We start from the raw sequence: 18130 nt of genomic DNA on the forward strand, positions 1-18130 counted from the left end.
GACCGTCGAACTATTCCCTGCTCTTATTTGCGCTGGTAGCGAGGTATTGACTCGAACGCATGTTCGAGTATTGTTTGGGGAGGGGATCGGGGGATTCAATGAGTGTCTTGTTGTCGGATGTGGTGTCTGGTTCTGCGGTGGGGTTACGTGGACGCCTGTGGCGGTTGACTGCTGCTGAGTTGCGTGCTGCTGCTGTCGAGGCGAGTGCGGAGATTCTGCGCCTGGAAGCCGTTCGAGTGGCTGTGGTGGACGAGTTGTCGTTGCGGCCGGATGATCAGGTGATTGCGAGCCGCGGGGTGGGTGCGTGGTTGGCGGCGAACACGATGCTGCAGGTTCGGGACGGGAAGAAGATCGCCGCGTTGGGTGCAGCTTTGCGGCCGTTTCCGGCGGTGGCGGCAGGCTTCGATGATGGGGACTGTTCGTTCGATCATGCCGTGTTGATCGTGGCGTTCTGTGAATCACCACCGAAAGGCATGCCGGAGGAAGCGCTCCCTCGCTGTATCGACCTACTGTTGGCTGCTGCGTCGGGGGTGGAAGCGACGACGACGAAAGTGCGGAACGTGATCGCGACGTTGGAGAGGTTGTTCGAATCGGATGAGATTCCGCCCGCCGAGGATGTCGACCGGAATGAGCTGCGGATCGCGTCGACACTGAACGGTCGGGTGGTGGTGCGTGGGGATTTCGATGCCCTCACCGGTGAAATGTTGTTGTCGGCGTTGTCGAATCTGACGATGCCTACCCCGGCACCGGATGGGACGCCGGATTCTCGGTCGGCGGCGAAACGGACGGCGGACGGGTTCACGGAACTGATCCGCCGGTATCTCGATTGCGCCAAGACCGGAACCGATGGTGGTCAGCGTCCGCACGTGAATGTGCACATCAATGCTCGGGATCTGGCGGAGCATCGGGACTGCGCCGCAACACCCTCCACTGCTGATGACGGAATGGCTGTGTCGGATCTTGATGTCGGGCACATGCCCTGGCTCGGACCGCTGTCCGTGTCGCAGACCAGGCTTCTCGGGTGTGATTGTTTCCTGTCCACGGTTCTGCTCGACGATCACGGCGCGCCCTTGGATGCGCAACCAGGAAAACGATTGGTCACCGCCGAACAGCGAGTGGCGTTGATCGCCCGGGACAAGGGCTGCGCCTTCCCCGGCTGCACGTGCGTACCCGCCTGGACCGATGCGCACCACATTAAGCACTGGGCCAACGGTGGCCCGACGGTGATGAACAACCTGGTCCTGCTGTGCCGTTCACATCATCGGTTGATGCACCGCAAATCCGGGTTCGTCGGGAAATGGGCGATTCGGATCGGTGTCGACAACAAACCGTGGTTCATTCCGCCGCCCTCGATCGACCCGCAGCAGCACCCGCGACCGGCGAACACCACCTTCAAAACCTGAGAACGAACCTCAGGCACAACAGAACACGGCCCAGCGCCGCATCGAAGGAGACCTCGATGCGGTGCCAACAGGCCGTGCGGGAGGCTAATCAGCGCTTCGAACGCTTGTGGCGGTACATCTCCGCATCGGCCGTATCCCAAGTCTCGGAAAGGCTTTGGGTCATGGAAAAGTCGGCTCGACCGATCGAACAACAGACGTCGGCATTCCGGAACGCCTTCTCCAAACACTCGAGCAGGTAGTCGACGGCGCGCGGCTGTGTATCGGGCAGAGCGATTCCGAACTCGTCTCCGCCCAACCGTGAAACCACCGCACCAGGGTGCGCGCACGCTGCCAAGATCTTGCCGGCCCTTTGAACGTATTCGTCGCCCGCGGCGTGGCCGAGTTCGTCGTTGATGGTCTTCATGCCGTCCAGATCGACGATGATGATAGCTCCCGGATCGGCTAATTGGCGGTACCGAGTTTGCTCGGCCTCGAGGATGCGATTCCACCCGCGCCGATTGAGAAGACCTGTCAACGGGTCGGTCTCGGCATCGAGTTGCGCAGTTTCGGCCAGTCGGACTGACTGCGCGCGCTGATAGTCGACATCGAGAATGGTTCCGAGAAGTCGGCACAGGAGATTGAGGAGGGCTAGGTTGTCCTCGAGTGCGGAGTCGCCCGCACTCGGGTCGGCGCCACACAGAGTGCCGAAGAGACTGCCGTCGTTGTGGAGGATTGGGATGCTGACGTATGCGCCAATGCCTTCCCACCTGCCATCACGGGACAGTGCGCGCACGAGCGCGCGATTCGATGAGACTGGCGGCGCATTTCCGAGTACCACCTCGCTGCACATGGTGTTTGGCCAAGCCCGGGTCTCGCCGACTTCGATGTGAAGTGGGTTGGGTGAGACGGTGAGAAAGATTTGATTGGACCCGTCGAACCGCGTGATCGACCACAGTGCCAGCGGAAGATATTCGTCGAGGTAGGACACGACCGAGCGACTTGCGTCGTCGAAATTCGTCAGAGGTGGCAAGAGTGGCAACATCGGGATGGTGCGCGTCTGGCCGTGCGGCATTTTGACCTCCTGATCGACCCTAGGATTCTGTCGATGTTCAGGCTCTTGGTCCCGCGTGCGACAAATCTTCCACGAACAGTCTGCCTCGAGAATCCTCGCGATTGCTGAAAGTGTGCTGTGATTCTTCCGACCGCGGGGCCGTTGATTCTTTGGTGGCCAGCTAATCTTCCGGTATGGAGCTGGCGCGTGGAGCGAACACAGTCGTTGAGGGAACTTCGCTGAAGGTGGCGGTGAACGGTAGCGCCCCGGGCACGGTAGACCTGATGGTGTTCCAGCTCGACGAACGGAACAAAGTACGGGACGACGCAGATTTTGTCTTCTTCAATCAGCCGGTCTCACCCGAAGGCGCGGTGCGCTTGGAGTCCGGCGGCGTCATCGAAATCGACATTGCGAGGTTGCCCGCTGACATCCATCAGCTGAGTGTTGCCGTGGCACTTGATGCGGCGGCAAACGGAACCCTGTCTGCTGTCGGGGGCCTTGGTGTCGTGGTGGAGCAGGTTGGTTCCACCGCCATCGTGGCTCAGGCTTTGGGGTTGACGAGTGAGAGGGCAGCGGTTCTCGTCGAGATCTATCGCCGCGGCGCGGGCTGGAAGCTGCGAAACGTGTCAGCTGGCTGGGACAGCGGATTGGCGGACCTGGTAACAGCATTCGGAGTGTCGGTCGACGAGGAACCGCAGGCTCGACCCGCCGGCTCTGCTGAAACGACAGACGGCATTCGGAGCGTGCCCGACGAAGCCAAACTCTCCATGGTGAAGCGGGAGAAGCTGGACCTCCGAAAGCGCGAAGTGGCCAAGGTCCTGCTGACGAAGGGTGGCAACGGAATTCGGGCACGGGTGGTCCTGGTGATCGACAAAACCGGAAGTATGGCCAAGCAGTACCGCACCAGAGTGGTGCATCGTGTTGTCGAACGCATGATTCCCGTTGCGATCCAACTCGATGACGACGGCAAGCTGGAGCCGTACTTGTATGCAGTCAGCTTCGTCAAACTCCCCGAGATCTCTGTCCATGACGCGGAAGAGTGGTCGGATACCTACCTGCACTTGCGCGGCTCGCACGGCGGATTCAACTACGACAAGATCGGCGCCGCAAATCGTGAAGTGCCGATCATGACTGAGATTCTTTCCGGCCTGACACGTGGTTCGGCGCCGACGCTCGTCCTGTTCTTCACCGACGGTGGCTTCAGCGAGCGCAAGGAAATCACGAAATTGATGCGCGAAGCGTCTGGGCTCCCGGCCTTTTGGCAGTTCGTCGGAATCGGCAAGGCCAACTACGGAGTGCTGGAGAAGCTCGACGACCTCGACGGCAGGGTGGTCGACAATGCCGGATTCTTCGCGCTGGACGACATCGACACCGTCGACGACGCCCAGTTGTACACCCGTTTGCTGAGTGAATTCCCGGATTGGCACAAGGCAGCTGTAGCCGCGGGCATCACAACGCCGTGATTTAGCTGGTCGAAACCAACTGCGGTGCATTCTCTTTCAAGAATTCGTCGATGTGCGCCCAGGTGGAGTCTCTCGCGGTGGGGCCGGCAACGAGCCCGAGGTGACTTCCCGGCGCCTTCTCGAACCGGACCGACGGCGCGCCGGTGAGGACCGACGTGATCGCTTCCACCGAAGCGATGGGTGCAATCACGTCAGTGGTGCCGCCGACCGCGAGAACGGGAACGCTCAGAGCTGACAGTTTGATCTCGCGTCCGGCAAGCGTGACGGCGTCGTTGTAGAGATTGTTGCCGAGCATGAGTTGTTCGCAGATCTGCTGAAAAGCCTTGCCAGGGTATCCAGGCATGGCTGCCATGAACTTGTCTATCGATTCCATGCGAGCCAGTGTCTCGGTGTTGTGGAGGTTGCGCATGATGAACCATGGCTTGAGAACTTCGCGCTGCAACGCCGTCACCTTGTAACTCGCCTGAACGAGTGGAGCAGGTAGTCCGCCGACAAGATTGGTCGCGGACGTGAGTGGGGTGTCGCCCGTGTATTTGCCGATCAGCCTCAAGGGGCTGATAGCGGGAATCTTCGTGTAATCGATTGGCGTTCCGATTGCCGTGATCGATGCGATCGGCAGGTCGGAGTGAGCGGAGCCCGTGAGCAGAGACATGGTCCCGCCGAGGCTCCACCCGATCAGCGAAACCGGTGCGCCGTCATGTAGGTCCGAGATCGTACGGATCGCTTCCGGGATGATGTCGTCGACCCAGGCCTCGAAACCCATCCCGCGGTCGGAGTACCGCATGGTCCCGTAGTCGAGGAGGTAGGGCGTGTTCGCCCCATCCAGTAGGTGCGCGGCGAGGCTTTGGCCCGCACGAAGGTCGTAACAGTCGGCTGAAACCGCGAGGGGCGGTACGAGGAGAACCGGATTACCTCTTGGCCTCCACAATGCGCCGAAGCGATACAGATCGCGGTGTGGACCTTCGCTGATCAGTACGGACGGGGTGCGTTCGGTCTTCTCGACACCGTCGCCGAACGAGAGTCCCCATGCATTGCGTGCTGCGGTGTCCAGCGTCGGACGCCACGTCGCGATCAAACCACTGATATCGAGCACTGGTTCCCCTCGGAGTCGAATCGGCGGACGGCCGAGTCAGCCGCGCTCGGTGTATGTTACCTGCCTTCACATACATCGATCTCGGGGGTGTAAAAACCCAGCTCGGCAACGGAGCCACCGTGCCGAGCTGGGCTGATCGGGGTGATATGGCAGTGATCGGGTGGGGACGATCAGGCGGGGACGATCAAGCCCGTCGCCGCTGTGGCCGTCGCGTATCGCTGTGCAACGTCTTCCCAGTTGATGACGTTCCAGTAGGCCTTCACGTAGTCGGCCTTGACGTTCTTGTACTGCAGGTAGAAAGCGTGCTCCCACATGTCGAGCATGAGCAACGGAACGATACCGATGCTGATGTTGCCTTGCTGGTCGGTGAGCTGCTCGATGACCAGGCGCTGCCCGACCGTGTCGTAGGCCAGTACCGCCCAGCCGGACCCCTGCAAAGTGGTTGCTACAGCGGAGAAGTGGTTGACGAATGCGTCGAAGGTGCCGAAGTGCTCGTCGATTGCGGCTGCCAACTCGCCCTCTGGCCGCTCACCGCCGTTGGGGGAGAGGTTCTTCCAGAAGATGGAGTGATTGGTGTGGCCGCCGAGGTGGAAGGCGAGGTTCTTGCTGAGCAGCGGCGCCTTCGCGGTGATCGTGCCGTCTTCGCGCGCAGCAGCCAACTGCTCGATTGCGCTGTTGGCGCCCGCCACGTACGTGGCGTGGTGCTTGCTGTGGTGCAGTTCCATGATCTCGCCGGAGATGTGCGGTTCGAGAGCGGCGTAGTCGTAATCCAGTTCGGGGAGAACGTATTCAGTCATGTGACATGCCTTCCTTTGAGGAAATGTTGTGAGTCGAGAGATTTCGATAGGTTCGATTGTGATAGACGAGCGGCGCTGACATGTGCTGCGGATCGATGACGTCGACGACGCGTGCAGTGACGATCACTGCGGCGCCACATGTAGTGGCATTCAAGGGAACCGCACGCAGGGCGTGGCCTGTCCCATGTAGGAACGGTTCACCCGTCGAGAGAAACGACCAGGGCATATCGTCTCCGAAGCGCACAGCGCCGCGGGTTGCGAACGTGGAAGCCAGTCGTTCGTTCGCCGAATTTGCCAGGTGAACAACAAAACTGCGGGCGGAAGCGATGACGCTCGCAGAGCCTCGCAACGACTGCAGTGAAAACGCCAGAACTTCAGGATCGGCGCTGATCGAGATCACCGACGATGACGTGATGCCGGCCGGGCCGTCATCGCCCGTTGCGGTGATGATCGAGACGCCGGCGGGATGGTTCCGGAACGCCTCGACGAAGGAGTTTCGGATGGACGGCTCCGCATCAACAGAGTCGTCCGAAACAGATTGGGTGCCAACCAGTTTTGTGGTCACTCCTCGCCCCTCTTCTGTCTCGGGTTTTGCTGCCGTTGCACTGTCTTGTGCAATACCGACGTTAAAACCTCGAGTGCAGTTGAGGTCAAGATGCTGTGGCGGACCTCACCGTCCGAGCTTGGCTGCCAGGCGTTCCATGTATCCGACAACCTCTTCGGGGCTCTTGTCCGGAGTGCCGAACATTGCTTCGGTGACACCGATGTCTTCCCAGTGGGCGAGCTTCTCCGAATCGGGTTTGCCTGCCAGGACGGTTATTTCAGGCTCGCCGACTCTACCTGCTTCGGCCCAGATCTTTCGGAGCAGTTCCACGTTTCCGTCGATCTCCTGCTCGATGGGTGTGGTGATCCACCCGTCGGCAGACTTTGCGATCCACTTGAAAGTCTTCTCGTTGCCGCCGCCGCCCAAGAGGATGGGAGGACGGGGCTTCTGAACTGGTTTGGGCCACGCCCAGCTGGGTCCGTACTTCACGAATTGGCCGTCGTACGACGCTTCTTCCTTCGACCACAGTTCGCCCATGGCTTCGAGATACTCGCGGAGTGCGGTCCGGCGTTTGTTGGGCGGTACGCCGTGGTCGGCGAGTTCCTCTGCATTCCAGCCGAATCCGACGCCGAAGACCACGCGTCCGCCGGAAAGATGGTCCAGCGATGCGATGGTTTTCGCGAGAGTGATCGGATCGTGTTCGAGGGGGAGGGCCACGGAGGTGCCCAATCGGATGGTGTTCGTGACCGACGCGGCGGTGCCGAGGGCAACCCAGGGGTCGAGTGTGCGCATGTAACGGTCGTCGGGCAATTCGGCCGACTGGGTTCCGGGGTGATCGGAATCCCTCGAGACGGGGATGTGAGTGTGCTCCGGAACGTAAAAGGCGTCGAATCCATTCGCCTCCGCAGCCTTTGCTGCATCGGCAGGGCGGATGCCGCGATCACTGGTGAACAGGCTGAGTCCGTAGCGCACTGGTTCTCCTTCGATGGTCCGTCGAAAAACTGTAACCTGTTGCATCTTCGTTCGGATAGGTTTCCAGCCCAGTAAATCGATTGCCGACGTGACCGGGGACGTGGTGAACTCGGGCGGACTTGTTGTGGGTCGAGAAGTGGATGCAGTAGAGGTGGATGCAGTAGTGATGGATGCAGCGGAGATGAATCGGTTGTCGTGGAATGCGGCGACCGTCGCTCACAACAGTCACAAAGGAGACCAGGCACAGTTCTTTCGCAACGGCGGGTCGACCTTGTATCCGGAAGAACTGGCGCTGCTCGGCGAGATCGACGGCTCCTCGATTCTTCATCTGCAGTGCAATTCCGGTCAGGATTCGTTGAGTTTGGCCGCTCTCGGTGCCGCGGTGACCGGCGTCGACATCGCGGATTCCGCGATCGACTTCGCCCGAACCTTGTCCGCGGAATCCGGAATTGCCGCCGATTTCGAGCGTGCCGATGTATCTGCGTGGCTCCGCGCTGCTGCCGCTGGCCAGAGAAAGTTCGACCGAGTCTTTTCTTCGTACGGAACGGTGATCTGGTTACCCGATCTCGACGAGTGGGCCGAGGGGATTGCCGGTGTTCTCGCGCCGAACGGTCGATTCGTTCTGGTGGAGTTTCATCCGTTTGCCATGTGTTTCGACGAGAAGTGGTCGCTGACATACCCGTACGGAGGCGGGACTCCCGTGACCGAACCCCGTGGCGTGGGCGACTACGTGGCAGATTCGGCCGATCTCGTCTTGCCAGGCGCTGAGGGAAAAGGAGTCGAGAACTTCGAAAATCCTTTCCCCTCATGTGAATTCAACTGGTCCATTTCCGAGGTGCTAGGAACTTTGCGGCGCGCCGGATTGACGCTCGAGTCTTTCGACGAGTACCCGTACGCCAACGGTTGGCAAGGATTCGAGGAGATGGCTGAACTCGGCGGCAAGCGTTGGGGAGTCCCGGCCGGACGACCCGAGATCCCGCTCATGTATTCGCTGTCGGTTCGCTTGGCCGACTGACGCCTATTTCCCCCGCATTTGCGGGTAATTGCAGACACAGGTAGTAATTACCCCCATGCCCTCGACGCCACTGACACGACGCATCGCCGTCGACCTGTGCCGTCTTGGTGCCAATTGCTGTTGCTGTTGATTCCTTCCGACTCTCCTGAGTGAGAATGGCGCCGCTCTGTGCGCCTTCGCCCCTGCATATGCGCCCGTTGCTGCATGTGTGCCGGAATTTTCCGTACGTCGAGGAAGAACAGCGATGTCGACTCCTGTCGAAGCAATAGAACCAACATCAGTCACGGAACCGAACCGTGAGCCGCGTCGGCCGTGGACTTCGAGTGCGACCACTGTCGGACTGCCGGTGCTTTCCGTGATCGCATTCTTGGCCCTGTGGCAGGTCGCTGCCGCGAGCGGCACCTGGAGTGAGACCTTCGTGCCGTTCCCGAGCACGGTCTGGCATGCCTTCGTCAACACGATGACCACGCACGACGGAGTGCGCGGCTACCAGGGTTACCTGCTCTGGGAGCACCTCTACATGACGCTGCGACGGGTGCTGGTCGGTGTGATCATCGGCGTCGGATTGGGCGTGATCCTCGGTTTGGCCATGGGATCGGTGACATGGCTGCGGAGCCTGCTCGAACCGTGGTTGACGTTCCTGCGCGCACTGCCGCCCCTGGCGTATTTCTTCCTGCTGGTGATCTGGCTGGGAATCGACGAGGCGCCGAAGATTACATTGCTGGCGCTCGCTGCTCTTCCGCCGGCAGCGGTGGCCACCACAGCTGCTGTGGTCGCGGCGCCGGTCGGACTGGTCGAAGCGGCCAGGGCCCTGGGAGCCTCACGGGCGCAAGTGATCCGGGACGTCGTCGTCCCGTCGGCCTTACCGGAAACTTTCACGGGCATTCGGCTGTCGGTAGGTATGGCGTACTCGTCGGTGGTCGCGGCCGAACTGTTCAACGGCATCCCCGGAATCGGCGGAATGGTCAAGGATGCAAGCAATTACAACAACACACCGGTCGTGCTGGTGGGGATCTTTGCCATCGGATTCTCCGGCCTGATCATCGACGGACTGCTGCGGGCTGCAGAGCGCCGCGCCGTTCCCTGGAGGGGAAAAGTATGACTGACAATCAGAAACACGCCAGCAGCAATCTGAAGCGCAGCAGTAATTCGACGCCCAATGAAGGAAGGGCTGCCCGGACGGCGTTCACGGTGCTGATCGGCGTCCTTGCCCTTGTTCTCGGTGCGTGCTCGGTGGATCATTCGGGCCAGGATTCGTCCAAGGAAACAATCCGTATCGCTTACCAGTCGTTCCCGAGCGGCGACTTGATAGTCAAGAACAATCGCTGGCTCGAAGACGCACTGCCCGAGTACAACGTGAAGTGGACGAAGTTCGATTCGGGAGCCGACATCAACACCGCCTTCATCGCCGGTGAAATCGATTTCGGCGCAATCGGTTCGAGCCCGGTTGCTCGTGGCCTCTCGGCACCGCTGAACATTCCGTACCAGGTCGCGTTTGTTCTCGACGTGGCCGGCGACAACGAAGCCCTGGTGGCGCGCAACGCAACCGGAATCAAGACCGTCGCAGATCTGCGTGGCAAGAAAGTGGCCACGGCATTCGCCTCGACCGCGCACTACAGTCTGCTGGCAGCGCTGAACCAGGCCGGACTCAGTGCCGACGACGTCCAATTGGTGGATCTCCAGCCGCAAGCATCCCTCGCAGCCTGGCAGCGCGGTGACATCGATGCCGTCTACACCTGGCTGCCCACGCTCGACGAACTCCGTAAGGACGGAACACAGTTGATCGCCAGCCGTGAGCTCGCGACAGCAGGAAGGCCGACACTCGATCTTGGTGTGGTGTCGACTGCGTTTGCCAAGAATCACCCCGAGATCGTCGACACCTGGCGCCAGGTTCAGGCCCGTGCGCTCACGACGATCGCCACTGATCCGAACGCGGCAGCGGAAGCTGTTGCCGCACAATTAGGCGCCTCGAAGGAAGACGCGGCAGCGCAGTTGAAACAGGGTGTGTTCCTCACTCCGGAGCAGATCTCTTCGCCGGAATGGTTGGGCACCGAGGGCGCTCCCGGGAATCTGGCAGTGAACCTGCAGAGTGCAGCGCAATTCCTGGCCGAGCAGAAGCAGATCGACAGTGTGCCTGATCTGGCGGTCTTTCAGAATGCTCTCTATGTGAAGGGGCTTCCCGATGTCCTTGACCAGTAGCGTGACCGCACAGCAGGCCTCGGGAGGATTCGCCCCCGACCGCCCGGGCGCGATCCGAATCGACACCGTCTCACACAGGTACGGCCACGGTCGAGAGTCCGTCACGGCACTCGGGCCCGTATCGATCGACGTCACACCTGGTGAGTTTCTGGTTCTCGTCGGAGCGTCGGGTTGCGGCAAGAGCACATTGCTGCGGCTGATCGCGGGTTTCGAAAGTCCTTCCAGTGGAACGGTTCAGGTCTCCGGATCCGACCCGATTCCCGGGTCGAGTGCGGGAGTGGTGTTTCAGCAGCCACGGCTCTTTCCGTGGAAATCGGTGGGCGGCAACATCGATCTGGCACTCAAATACGCCGGCGTTGCGAAGAGCGAACGCGGGCAAAGGCGTGACGAGCTTCTCGACCGCGTCGGTCTGGTCGGCACTGCGGACCGGCGTATCTGGGAAATCTCCGGCGGGCAGCAGCAGCGGGTGGCAATTGCTCGTGCCTTGGCGGCCGAAACGTCGTTGCTCCTGTTGGACGAACCCTTTGCCGCGCTGGACGCCCTCACTCGCGAGCGTCTGCAGGAGGACCTGCGCAGTGTCAGTGCCGAATCGGGGCGAACAAGTGTCTTCGTCACTCACAGTGCCGACGAGGCGGCCTTTCTCGGCTCCCGCGTCGTAGTTCTGACAAGCCGACCGGGCAAGGTCGCGCTCGACCTGAAAATCGATCTGCCACGAACCGGCGTCGATCCCGACGATCTCCGAGGCTCACCCGAATACGCGGCATTCCGAGCCGAAGTCGGCCATGCGGTCAAGGTTGCAGCTGCAGCGTAGGTACCCTGCGCGTCGACTACCAGGTGGCCGCGTCGATAATAGGAAGGAGAACGTGCAGGACACGACGAACAAGGAGTGGTCATGGCAACTGAGGTGGAGTCCGGTGACCTCGTGCAGGCAGCCGGCCATGCGGGTCCGTGGACGGTAGTCGAAGTTCGCCAGGGGATGGCGCTGCTCGAACACAGTGACGGGCACAGGTTGTCGCGTCGAACGACGACGTTGACCGTCGTCCGCAAGGGCTCGGGCAAGAAGGCAACGGCCGTCGAAGACGGGAACGACGAAAACGGATCGCCAACTCTGTTCGACTGAAACCGCAGCTCGACTGATCTTCCGTCAGTTCGAGACGGCGTCAGCTGGAGAAAATGTCGTCTACGCGTTTGTCGAAGTATTCGGCGATTCGGAACGCCAGTGACAGACGCGGGTCGAAGTGTCCCTTCTCGATCGAGATGACGGTCTGGCGTGTGATGCCGAGCGCGTCGGCGCACGCTTGCTGTGACAATCCGGCTGCCGTACGAAGTTCTTGAAGGTTGTTGCGCATCAGATCTCGTCAGATCTCGAATGTGGGGTGCGGTCCCTCGACACTGCCCAGTACCGGATTCCGAAGTCGGCCAGACCGAGGGCTGTAAACATTACGAGCGGCAGTTCGGGAGCGCCGAAGACATTGTGCGCGATCAGCGCGATCCCCATGGCAGTGATCAAATCGGTGAACGCGCCGAAGCCGGCCTTGCGACTCCATTCTGTTTCGACGGTGTCCTCGGGGTAGGCGGGGGCCTTGTCGTTCTCCGATGGAAAAAGGGCCCACGCCGACCCGATACAAGCCGGTGCCATGACGATTGCGAAGACGATGAAGGCCAACGTCTTCCGATCACCGGCGGTCAATGCTGCGAAAAAGCTGAAGGCCAGCGTTGCTGCGACGCCGATACCGATGATCAGGCTCCACCGTGCCGTGGTGCTCATGAAGCCTCCCAGGTGTAAGAGTTCTTTGACATGCCTGAGCGTAGGTCTACGTGCGCTGGATGTCAAAGAACTCTTACATCGCGCTGAGGGTCAAGCGACCCCGAAACGCGCTGCGTATGAAAACTTCCCCGTCTGATCGGGGCGGTGCGTGGTGAGGGTCCTGATCTGAAAGTGCTCGCCCCACTCGGCTTCCGGAGACTCGATCCCGGCGTCCGTGCTGGTGACGAACCCGAACTGCGGGTAGTACTCGGTGCTGCCCAGGAGTGCGAGCAGTGGCACGTCCAGAGCGTCGGATGCACCGATCACCGCGTGCATCAACGCCGAACCGACGCCGCTGCGTTGGTTGTCCGGTGTGACTGCCAACGGGCCGAGGCCAACCGCCTCAACGGGACCGACCCATCCGCGTGTTCCGATCACGAAACCAACGATCTCATCACCGGCGACGGCGACAAGGGACAACTTCGGTAAGTAGTCGTTCGAGGCGAAGAGCTGACGTGTCAGTTCGATCTCGTAGGGAGACTCGCCGGGCGGCGCTTGGTCGGCAAACGCCGCCCCGAGCAGTGAATAGATTGCGTCACGGTCGGAAGAAGTTTCGCGGCGGATGTACATGGCCACGAAACTACCCGCTTCATCTCCGATCGTGCTCCTCGTTTTCGGCCTGACGTGCCACTCGCTTTTCGTAATCCGCACGCCCGTTCGGATCTACCGATGTCAGCGCGCGGCGATCGTCGATCACCCGGCGTCCGATATTTATCATCCATTCGGGTACTACAGCGTCGATGAGGTCCCAGCCCGCAAGGTAACGCGGAACAGTAGTTTCGGCTCGCCGGTGCGCGACCGTGTCGACGACAGCTTTGGCCACGACCTCGGGTTCAACCGTCGGCATGCCCTTTCCGAGTGGCACACCGGAGGAGAGCCCGGTGCGCACCGCGCTGGGCAGGATGGCGCTGACGCTGACGCCGGAATCTGCGAATTCGACACGAGCAGAGGCGGAAAGGCCCACCGCACCGAACTTGCTTGCGTTGTACACGGCCATTCCTGGCACCGGTAGCTTGCCTGCCATGGATGCGATGTTGACGACGTGGCCGCGTCGTCGATCCACCATGCCGGGCAGCACGGTGCGCATCCCGTGAATCGGGCCCCAGACATTGACGTCGAGGGTTACTCGACTGGTGGCGTCGGACTCGTCGAGGAAGCTGCCGAGCGGCATCACGCCCGCATTGTTGACCAGAATGTCGATGTGACCGAATTCGCCGATCACTGTGGAGACGAACACATCCCAGGATTCGCGTGAGGTGACGTCCAGAGCGTACCCGCGGGCCCGTGCGCCGATGGATGCGGCGGTGTCGACGGCCGTCTCCTCGTCGAGGTCGCCGACGCAGACGAGTGCGCCGCGAGCTGCGAACAACTCCGCTGTGGCCCGGCCGATTCCGCGGCCACCTCCGGAGATGACGACGACTGCTCCGTCGAGATCGATCGGCGGGTAGGTGGTGCCGAAAAGGCTCATGTGGTGTACTCCGGTTCGGGGGTGGTGGTGGGCTCAGCGGGGGTGTCGTCCGACGCAGGGTTGTCGGACAGCGTGTGGTTGTAGGCGTATGGATCGAAGGCCCGTAGCCGTCGACGCATGGCTCCTGACGACCACGGCCAGTTGAAGCTGTTGCGGCCGTTGACGTCGAAGAAATAGCTTTCGCAACCACCGGCGTTGTAGACCGTGGTACCCAATGCCTCCTGAACTTGAGAGTTGAAGGCCGCCTGTACTTCCGGGCGCACGTCGATGGTTTTCCAGCCGTGCCGACGAGCGTGGCCGATCGCCTGTGCCACATAGTTCAGTTGGGCTTCCAGAATCATGAAGGCCGACGTGTGTCCGGTGCCGAGGCTCGGGCCCAGCAGAATGAACGCGTTGGGGAATCCGCTGACGGCGGAACCGAAGTACGCCCGCGGGCTTCCCTGCCAATGATCGTCGAGTGATCGACCTTCTCCGTCGAATACCTTTGATGCAATGGGCATGTCGAGGATGTGGAAGCCCGTTCCGAAGATGATCGCGTCCACTTCCGATTCCACTCCGTCGGCTCCGATCACGGTGTTGCCGTGGATCTCTTCGACTGCGTTGGCATGGACGGTCACGTTGGGTCTGCCGAGGGCCGGGTAGTACGAGTTCGACATGAGTAGTCGCTTGCAACCGAGGGTGTAGTCGGGAGTCAGCGCCTTGCGTAGCTTCGGATCGCGCACCTGCAAGCGCAATTGGGCCGACCCGAGTTTCTGCACGATACGCAGGATCCACGGATTGCGGAACCCCAATCCAAGCGCTTCCATGATTCCATATTCGATGCTGCGTAGAGCCTTGTGCGCTCCCGGTACGAATCGCATGACGGACCTTTCGATCCGCGGTACGTAGTGATCGGGTTTGGGAAGGACCCATTGAGCGGTGCGTTGGTAAAGGTGAAGGGCGGACACGTCGGAGACGATGCGCGGCACGAATTGGACTGCGGAAGCGCCGGTACCTACGACGGCGACGCGCTTTCCGGTCAAGTCGTAGTCGTGATTCCACTGCGAGGAATGAAACACCTCGCCCTCGAACGTTTCCAGCCCGGGGATCGCCGGCGTCAAGGGTTCGTTCCACGGGCCGGCGGCGGCTATCACGAAACGAGCAGTGAGTTCACCGCTGGAAGTTGTGATCTTCCAGAGTGATTGCGATGCGTCCCACTGTGCGGAGAGCATTTCGACCCCGAAGCGAACGTGCTTGTCGACCCCGTGGCGGACGGCCGTGTCCTCGATGTACTCGCGGATCTCCGGCTGCTCCGCGAACAGTCGGGTCCAATCCGGATTGGCGGCAAAGGAATACGAGTACAGGCCGGACGGGACGTCGCAGGCGCAACCGGGATAGGTGTTGGCGCGCCAGGTGCCGCCGAGGGAGTCCGCTTTCTCGAGCAGGACAAAATTGTCGATCCCGAGGCGCTGCAGGTGAATTGCTGCACCGATCCCGGAGATCCCGCCACCGATGATCACGACCTCGAAGTGGTCAGTTCTGTTGTTCACTGAGTCTGCGCTTTCACTGGTGGGACGGGGTGGAGTGGAACGGGCGCGCATCGAGTTCGCGTTTCACGCTCGCACGTGTTGTACGTAGTGATGATTCGAACGTGGCGAGCCGCCGTCGGCCGTCCATGAAGTTGGCGCCCATGACGGCGAGATCGTCGTCGGTGGCGTCTATGCGCAAGACCCTGGTTCCCGCAGCGCGGACCAGTTCGATTTCCCGGTCGAGGCCCTTGGACATGGAGTTCCGCAGGGCGCCGCGTTCGATGCGGGCAGCACCGCGCGCCGGCTTCAGTGTTCGAGATGCCATGGGCGCCAGTACAACCAGCTCGTCGAGTTCGAGGGGGAGTAGGAGGTCTACCGATGCCGTGGATGCCGCGCCGCCGTCGATGTACCTGACACCGTCGATGGTGACAGGTGGGAACCAGCCGGGAATCGCCCAAGACGCTCGAAGCGCTTCACCGACTGTCGCTTTCGGAGCCCCCTGTGCCCCGAACGCGACCCGTCGCCCGGTTCTGTAGTCCATGGATACCATGTACGCGCACGGATGTGGGAGCCACGAATCGCCAGGGGCAAGAGATTCGGCGAGCGTGGTGAGCCAGGACGGGTCGCCGCCACCACGCGGTGCGATACCGCTCATCCGGCTCAGAACGGGAAGATCTCGACGCGTCACCAGTCGTGGATTGCCGATCCCCAAACTCGGTAGTGGCGGGATTTTTCCGGGTGCCGATGCTGTGTGGGCGAGGAGTTCGGGACGTGCGGCGGGTTCTCCGAGTTGCATGGCTACCAGCTCGTCGACGCCGACTCCGCTGCCGAGCATTGTCACGAACTCGGCTCCGGCGGACGTGCCGATGATGGCGGTGGCTTCGCGGGGATCCCAGTCGAGGGCGTCCCGAACCGAGGCGAGGGCAGCAACGGTCCAGGCGAAGCCGAGGGTGCCGCCGCATCCGATTGCCAAGCCGCGTCTAGGCGCGCTGTGTCGTCCGGGCCCGGGCGCGGTGGTGCCGGTCACTTCTGAAGTCATATTTCGGAGACTATCAGTATCTGAATAACGTGGGTACCCCAAATTTGGGTTTCGGGAGTGCGCCTGCGGTGCGCTTCCGGTATTCGGCTACCGTTGGAATCTCGATACTCAGAACCGCGAGGAGGTTCCGATGGCGCGATTGACCAGGCAGGAAGCGCAGGCGATGACCCGCGAGACCTTGTTGGCGACGGCCGTCGAACATTTTCTCGATCGCGGGTACGCCGCCGCGTCGCTCGATCAGATCGCCGAGGATGCCGGTTATTCCAAAGGTGCGGTGTACTCGAACTTCAAGAACAAGGACGAGTTGTGCGCCGAGGTGCTCGGCCGAATCAGGTTGACCAAGGTCGGCGAGATCACCTCACAGCTCGGAGCCAATTCGACGCTCGACGACGCGGTGGCCGAGTTCGCGCGATGGGCCGAGCGAACCATCGGGGACAAGAGATGGACGCTGCTCGAAGTCGAGTTCTCGGTGCGATCGCGGCACAGCGAAGAGATCCGCGAAAAGATCGCGACGGGTGCCGATCAGGTGCGCGGACTGATTGCCGGAGTGGTGCAACATCTTGCCGAGTCCAACGGCGTGACGCCGACACTGGACCCGAACGCCGCGGCACTGCGCATACTCAGCGTCGGAATCGGTTTGGGGCTACAGCGTGCGATCAGCCCTGAGCTGCCTGTTGATCCGCTGGTGGATACGTTGCGGGAGATTTTGCTGGGTGGGTGAGTAGAACGCGGAGCATTCCGCCGATCTCGGCGACGGCGGTGCGCGAACCGACGCTCGGTCCCAGAACGTTGACGAAGCCGTGGATGAACCCGCGATAGCGTCGATCGGTCACGTGAACACCGTTGTCGCGCAATCGAGCTGCGTAGGCTTCGCCTTCGTCCCGGAGTGGATCGAATCCCGCCGTGATCACGATGGCCGGCGGCAGTCCGGTCGCGTCGGGGGCGCGTAGCGGCGACACCATCGGATCGAGTCGATCGGCATTGCTGCCGAGGAAGCTGGACTCGTAGAAGTTCATGTTGGCCTCGGTCAGGAAGAAACCTTCACCGAACGTCGTTCGCGAGGGGGCCTTCTCGTGAAAGTCGGTCGCGGGGTAGATCAACAGCTGCGCCGCCGGTGGGGTCTTGCCGTCGTCGCGGGCACGCAGCGCGACCGTTGCGGAAAGATGCCCGCCCGCGCTGTCGCCCCCGACAGCGATGCGCGTCGGGGCTGCGCAGAACTCGTCGGCGCGGTCGACGATATCGAGGTAGGCGGCGTAGGCATCGTGTACCGGTGTGGGGAAAGCGAATTCGGGTGAGAGCCGGTAGTCGACCGAGATGACCCGTGCGCCGGAGGTTTCGGCCAACAGGCGGCACGGGGCATCGTGGGATTCGATGCTGCCCTGTACCCACCCGCCGCCGTGGAAGTAGACGAGCAGAGCGCCGGTGTCGGCTGTCGGGACGTAGAGCCGGGCGCGAAGCGGGCCGTCGGCACCCGAAACGGAGATCTCCTCGGTGTGGACGGGCGTGGGCCTGCCGCCCATCATGATCGCGGTTCGGGTGAGATTGGCGCGAGCAGCGGCGAGTGACTGGGGATCGGTTGAATGCGAGGGGAGTGGCCGCGTCTTCGCGAGCGTGAGCAGAAGGTGCGCGTCGGCGTCGAGCGTGTTGCCCTCGATGACGACGGGTGGTCCGGTGATTCGACGTTTCACCGCGCTGGGCAGTGCGAATGCGGCTGCCACCAAGGATGCTTCGGCGCGATCTCGAATGCTGCGGCTGCTGGCCTGCTTCACGGATTCCGACACGTGGCGCAGAC

20 protein-coding genes are annotated in these 18130 nt (G+C 61.6%); 8 read left to right on the plus strand and 12 right to left on the minus strand.

Annotated features, from left to right (window positions below):
- Positions 1–98 precede the first annotated feature (98 nt).
- Positions 99–1403: an HNH endonuclease signature motif containing protein gene (locus tag AC1Q61_RS02735; protein ID WP_042922320.1), complete on the plus strand. Its 1305-nt coding sequence runs from the start codon at positions 99–101 to the stop codon at positions 1401–1403.
- Between the two features lie 88 nt (positions 1404–1491).
- Here AC1Q61_RS02735 and AC1Q61_RS02740 read toward each other — a convergent pair whose 3' ends face one another.
- Positions 1492–2454, minus strand: a complete 963-nt coding sequence (locus AC1Q61_RS02740; RefSeq protein WP_215516068.1) for a sensor domain-containing diguanylate cyclase — start codon at positions 2452–2454, stop codon at positions 1492–1494.
- A gap of 173 nt (positions 2455–2627) precedes the next feature.
- Here AC1Q61_RS02740 and AC1Q61_RS02745 point away from each other — a divergent pair, with 173 nt between their 5' ends.
- Complete coding sequence (locus tag AC1Q61_RS02745; protein ID WP_042922318.1) at positions 2628–3896, plus strand: vWA domain-containing protein; 1269 nt, start codon at positions 2628–2630, stop codon at positions 3894–3896.
- Between the two features lies 1 nt (position 3897).
- Here the strand turns inward: AC1Q61_RS02745 and AC1Q61_RS02750 are convergent, their stop codons facing one another.
- The 4 genes from AC1Q61_RS02750 to AC1Q61_RS02765 form a co-directional block, all read right to left on the minus strand.
- Positions 3898–4989, minus strand: coding sequence for an alpha/beta fold hydrolase (locus AC1Q61_RS02750; RefSeq protein ID WP_042922316.1), 1092 nt, complete (start codon positions 4987–4989; stop codon positions 3898–3900).
- 170 nt (positions 4990–5159) lie between these two features.
- Positions 5160–5786: a superoxide dismutase gene (locus tag AC1Q61_RS02755; protein ID WP_030535220.1), complete on the minus strand. Its 627-nt coding sequence runs from the start codon at positions 5784–5786 to the stop codon at positions 5160–5162.
- Complete coding sequence (locus AC1Q61_RS02760) at positions 5779–6351, minus strand: flavin reductase family protein (RefSeq protein WP_215516067.1); 573 nt, start codon at positions 6349–6351, stop codon at positions 5779–5781. Before AC1Q61_RS02760 ends, AC1Q61_RS02755 begins: the two co-directional genes overlap by 8 nt.
- A 105-nt stretch (positions 6352–6456) precedes the next feature.
- Positions 6457–7302 carry an LLM class F420-dependent oxidoreductase gene (locus AC1Q61_RS02765; RefSeq protein ID WP_007733781.1) on the minus strand — a complete coding sequence of 282 codons (846 nt, stop codon included), beginning with the start codon at positions 7300–7302 and terminating at the stop codon, positions 6457–6459.
- 88 nt (positions 7303–7390) lie between these two features.
- Here AC1Q61_RS02765 and AC1Q61_RS02770 point away from each other — a divergent pair, with 88 nt between their 5' ends.
- The 5 genes from AC1Q61_RS02770 to AC1Q61_RS02790 all read left to right on the plus strand — a co-directional run bounded on the left by AC1Q61_RS02770 (position 7391) and on the right by AC1Q61_RS02790 (position 11636).
- Positions 7391–8317 (plus strand): class I SAM-dependent methyltransferase, encoded by a 927-nt coding sequence (locus tag AC1Q61_RS02770; RefSeq protein WP_042922313.1) that lies wholly within the window; start codon positions 7391–7393, stop codon positions 8315–8317.
- 244 nt (positions 8318–8561) lie between these two features.
- Positions 8562–9419 (plus strand): ABC transporter permease, encoded by an 858-nt coding sequence (locus AC1Q61_RS02775; RefSeq protein WP_003939782.1) that lies wholly within the window; start codon positions 8562–8564, stop codon positions 9417–9419.
- Complete coding sequence (locus tag AC1Q61_RS02780; protein ID WP_042922308.1) at positions 9416–10516, plus strand: taurine ABC transporter substrate-binding protein; 1101 nt, start codon at positions 9416–9418, stop codon at positions 10514–10516. The genes AC1Q61_RS02775 and AC1Q61_RS02780 overlap by 4 nt, the downstream gene beginning before the upstream one ends.
- Positions 10500–11327, plus strand: a complete 828-nt coding sequence (locus AC1Q61_RS02785) for an ABC transporter ATP-binding protein (RefSeq protein ID WP_007733784.1) — start codon at positions 10500–10502, stop codon at positions 11325–11327. Before AC1Q61_RS02780 ends, AC1Q61_RS02785 begins: the two co-directional genes overlap by 17 nt.
- A gap of 81 nt (positions 11328–11408) precedes the next feature.
- Positions 11409–11636 carry a hypothetical protein gene (locus tag AC1Q61_RS02790; protein WP_007733785.1) on the plus strand — a complete coding sequence of 76 codons (228 nt, stop codon included), beginning with the start codon at positions 11409–11411 and terminating at the stop codon, positions 11634–11636.
- Positions 11637–11676: 40 nt separating this feature from the next.
- Here the strand turns inward: AC1Q61_RS02790 and AC1Q61_RS02795 are convergent, their stop codons facing one another.
- From AC1Q61_RS02795 to AC1Q61_RS02820, 6 genes are all read right to left on the minus strand, one after another.
- Positions 11677–11865, minus strand: a complete 189-nt coding sequence (locus AC1Q61_RS02795) for a helix-turn-helix transcriptional regulator (RefSeq protein ID WP_003940277.1) — start codon at positions 11863–11865, stop codon at positions 11677–11679.
- Positions 11865–12284 (minus strand): hypothetical protein, encoded by a 420-nt coding sequence (locus tag AC1Q61_RS02800; RefSeq protein ID WP_042922306.1) that lies wholly within the window; start codon positions 12282–12284, stop codon positions 11865–11867. Before AC1Q61_RS02800 ends, AC1Q61_RS02795 begins: the two co-directional genes overlap by 1 nt.
- Before the next feature lie 90 nt (positions 12285–12374).
- Positions 12375–12893 carry a GNAT family N-acetyltransferase gene (locus tag AC1Q61_RS02805; RefSeq protein WP_492650965.1) on the minus strand — a complete coding sequence of 173 codons (519 nt, stop codon included), beginning with the start codon at positions 12891–12893 and terminating at the stop codon, positions 12375–12377.
- Between the two features lie 19 nt (positions 12894–12912).
- The gene (locus AC1Q61_RS02810) at positions 12913–13791 is read right to left on the minus strand and encodes an SDR family oxidoreductase (protein ID WP_007733788.1); all 879 of its coding nucleotides are present in this window, start codon (positions 13789–13791) and stop codon (positions 12913–12915) included.
- Complete coding sequence (locus tag AC1Q61_RS02815) at positions 13788–15320, minus strand: flavin-containing monooxygenase (RefSeq protein ID WP_054187715.1); 1533 nt, start codon at positions 15318–15320, stop codon at positions 13788–13790. Before AC1Q61_RS02815 ends, AC1Q61_RS02810 begins: the two co-directional genes overlap by 4 nt.
- A gap of 13 nt (positions 15321–15333) precedes the next feature.
- Positions 15334–16338, minus strand: coding sequence for a patatin-like phospholipase family protein (locus AC1Q61_RS02820; RefSeq protein ID WP_054831204.1), 1005 nt, complete (start codon positions 16336–16338; stop codon positions 15334–15336).
- Positions 16339–16468: 130 nt separating this feature from the next.
- Here AC1Q61_RS02820 and AC1Q61_RS02825 point away from each other — a divergent pair, with 130 nt between their 5' ends.
- Positions 16469–17059 carry a TetR/AcrR family transcriptional regulator gene (locus tag AC1Q61_RS02825; protein WP_007733795.1) on the plus strand — a complete coding sequence of 197 codons (591 nt, stop codon included), beginning with the start codon at positions 16469–16471 and terminating at the stop codon, positions 17057–17059.
- On the opposite strand, the gene AC1Q61_RS02830 is transcribed toward AC1Q61_RS02825, so the two are convergent.
- Positions 16995–18119 carry an alpha/beta hydrolase gene (locus tag AC1Q61_RS02830; protein WP_308251969.1) on the minus strand — a complete coding sequence of 375 codons (1125 nt, stop codon included), beginning with the start codon at positions 18117–18119 and terminating at the stop codon, positions 16995–16997. The two genes, AC1Q61_RS02825 and AC1Q61_RS02830, sit on opposite strands and share 65 nt — an antisense overlap.
- Between the last annotated feature and the right edge of the window lie 11 nt (positions 18120–18130).

It is taken from the genome of Rhodococcus sp. MPR-R1B (assembly GCF_058793255.1).